The organism is Mesorhizobium sp. M4A.F.Ca.ET.022.05.2.1 (assembly GCF_003998845.1).
Taxonomy (GTDB): Bacteria; Pseudomonadota; Alphaproteobacteria; order Rhizobiales; family Rhizobiaceae; genus Mesorhizobium.
Genome location: NZ_RZOJ01000640.1, coordinates 1 through 2,099, shown reverse-complemented (window position 1 = coordinate 2,099; position 2,099 = coordinate 1). Strand labels below are relative to the sequence as shown.

2 protein-coding genes are annotated in these 2,099 nt (G+C 65.5%); one reads left to right on the top strand and one right to left on the bottom strand.

Annotated elements, in window-relative coordinates:
* On the top strand, nucleotides 1–856 hold an 856-nt coding region (locus EN745_RS33975), incomplete at its 5' end, for a sugar kinase (RefSeq protein ID WP_145992308.1).
* A 168-nt stretch (nucleotides 857–1,024) separates the two neighbouring features.
* Here the strand turns inward: EN745_RS33975 and EN745_RS33970 are convergent.
* Nucleotides 1,025–2,053, bottom strand: coding sequence for an aldose epimerase family protein (locus tag EN745_RS33970; protein WP_127423253.1), 1,029 nt, complete (start codon nucleotides 2,051–2,053; stop codon nucleotides 1,025–1,027).
* Nucleotides 2,054–2,099: the final 46 nt, after the last annotated feature.

Here is a 2,099-nt window from a genome sequence, read left to right as displayed (position 1 = left end):
GAACTGGCGCATGGGCTTTGCAGGCGACACGTTCAACATGCTGTGGGCGCTGCATGCGCTGAGCGGCGAGCGGCCGGCGACTTATGTCTCGGCCTTCGGCGACGACCCGTTCTCGCAGGGACAGATCGCTTTCTTCGCCGAAAACGGCATCGGCATCGGCCAAAGTCCTGTCATATCAGGTGCCCGACCCGGCCTGTACGCCATCACGCTGACCGGCGCCGAACGTGCCTTCACCTACTGGCGCGCCGACGCCGCCGCCAGGCAACTGGCTTCGGACCCTGGCGCCTTGGCAAAAAGCCTTGAAAACCAGGCACTTGTCTATTTTTCCGGAATCACTTTGGCAATTCTAGAGGAGGCTTCGCGCAAGACATTGCTCAATGCGGTGGCCAAGGCGCGCGCGGCTGGTTCGCTCGTCGCCTTCGACCCCAACTACCGGCCGCGGCTCTGGCGCAGCCGCGAGGAGGCGCAAGCGGCAATCACCGAAGCACTTGCCGTCACCGACATCGCGCTGCCAACCTTTCCCGATGAGCAGATGCTGTTTGGCGATGCGACACCACAGGTGACCGCCGGCCGGCTCGGCCGACTTGTCGGCGAGGTCGTCGTCAAGAATGGCGAGGACGCGGCGCTGATCGCCGTCAAGGGTGCCTTCCAGCCGGTTCCGGCCGTGCATGTCGCGACGCCAGTCGATACCACCGGTGCCGGCGATTCCTTCAACGGCGGCTATCTCGCCGCCCGGCTTGCCGGTCATGCCCCCGCCGACGCGGCGCTGCGCGCGCATCGCGTTGCCGCCGCGGTCGTGCAGGTGCGCGGCGCCCTGGCGCCATTTGAAACGCTGAGAGCAGCGTTCGGCAACTAGCTAAGGTGTATTGAGACTCAGGTCAGGCCGAGTCGGAGTCGAAGACGGGCGCGAAGCGACCAAAACGGTGGTTTTCGAGAACCGGAGCGGAGCGTACTTGAGTACATGAGCACCGGAAGCGCGGAAAACCAGCGTTCGCAGGCCGGCCTCACCTGAATATCGGCACGCTTAAGGTAGCCGGAACCGATATTCCGTCACCTGATGATAGATCTGCCCCGGCCACAGCGTGGCCTGCGGGAAATAGGGCCGGTTCGGCGCGTCCGGCCAGACCTGCGCCTCCAGGCAGAGGCCTGAATAGGCCTTGTACTGACGCCCCTCCAGCCCTGCCGAGGACGGCGCAAGATACTGGCCGGTATAGAGCTGCAGACCGGGTTCCGTGGTCCAGACCTCCATCTCGACGCCCGATGAGGCGCCTTGCGCCCAGGCGGCCTGCTTGAGCGGCCCGTGCGTGGAGGCGAGGCAGAAGTTCAGGTCGTAGGGAAGCTGCTCGCCCTCGCTCTCCATGCGCAATGCCCGCGCCTGGCGGAAGTCGAACGGCGTGCCGTCGACCGGCTTCACCACGCCCGTCGGGATCATCTCCGCATCGACCGGCGTGTAGGCGCCGGCATTGAGCATCAGCCGATGGTCGAGGATATCGCCGGCGCCGCCGTCGTCGAGGTTAAAGTAAGAGTGCTGCGCGAGATTGCACAGCGTCGGCTCCTCGGAGGTCGTGGCGGTCAGTTCGACGCTGAGCGTGCCGGGGATTTTGAGCCGGTAGGTGCAGGTTACGTCGAGCGCGCCGGGAAAGCCCATCGTGCCGTCAGGGTCATGCAAGGTCAGCGTGACGAAATCCCGGCCATGCAGCGAGACCGTCCACGGCCGGTGGAAATAGCCTTCCGAGCCGCCATGCAGCGTGTGCTTGTCGAGGAAGTTGCGCTCTGTCTGGTAGCGCTTGCCGGCGATGGTGAAGCGGCCATCGCGGATGCGGTTGGCGAAGCGGCCGACCACGGCGCCGAAGAAGGCGCGGTCCGTCTCATACGGCTCGAAACGGTCGTAGCCCAGCACCAGCGGCGCGTCGTGGCCGGCAAGCCGCAGATCCTGGACGATGGCGCCGAGCCCGATGATGTTGGCGGTGAGGCCGCCGCCGCGAATGGTGAAACGGCGCACGGGTTCGCCCGCCTGCGTCGTGCCGAAGACTTCGCCGTCCTTCATCGTCATGCCCGAAAGTCAGTTCGTTGATCTGTCGACTCAGCCGGTCCCGGCC

Excerpts from the sequence above, each read along its gene's own strand:
- EN745_RS33970 (WP_127423253.1), bottom strand. The coding sequence starts at position 2,053 with ATGACGATGAAGGACGGCGAAGTCTTCGGCACGACGCAGGCGGGCGAA.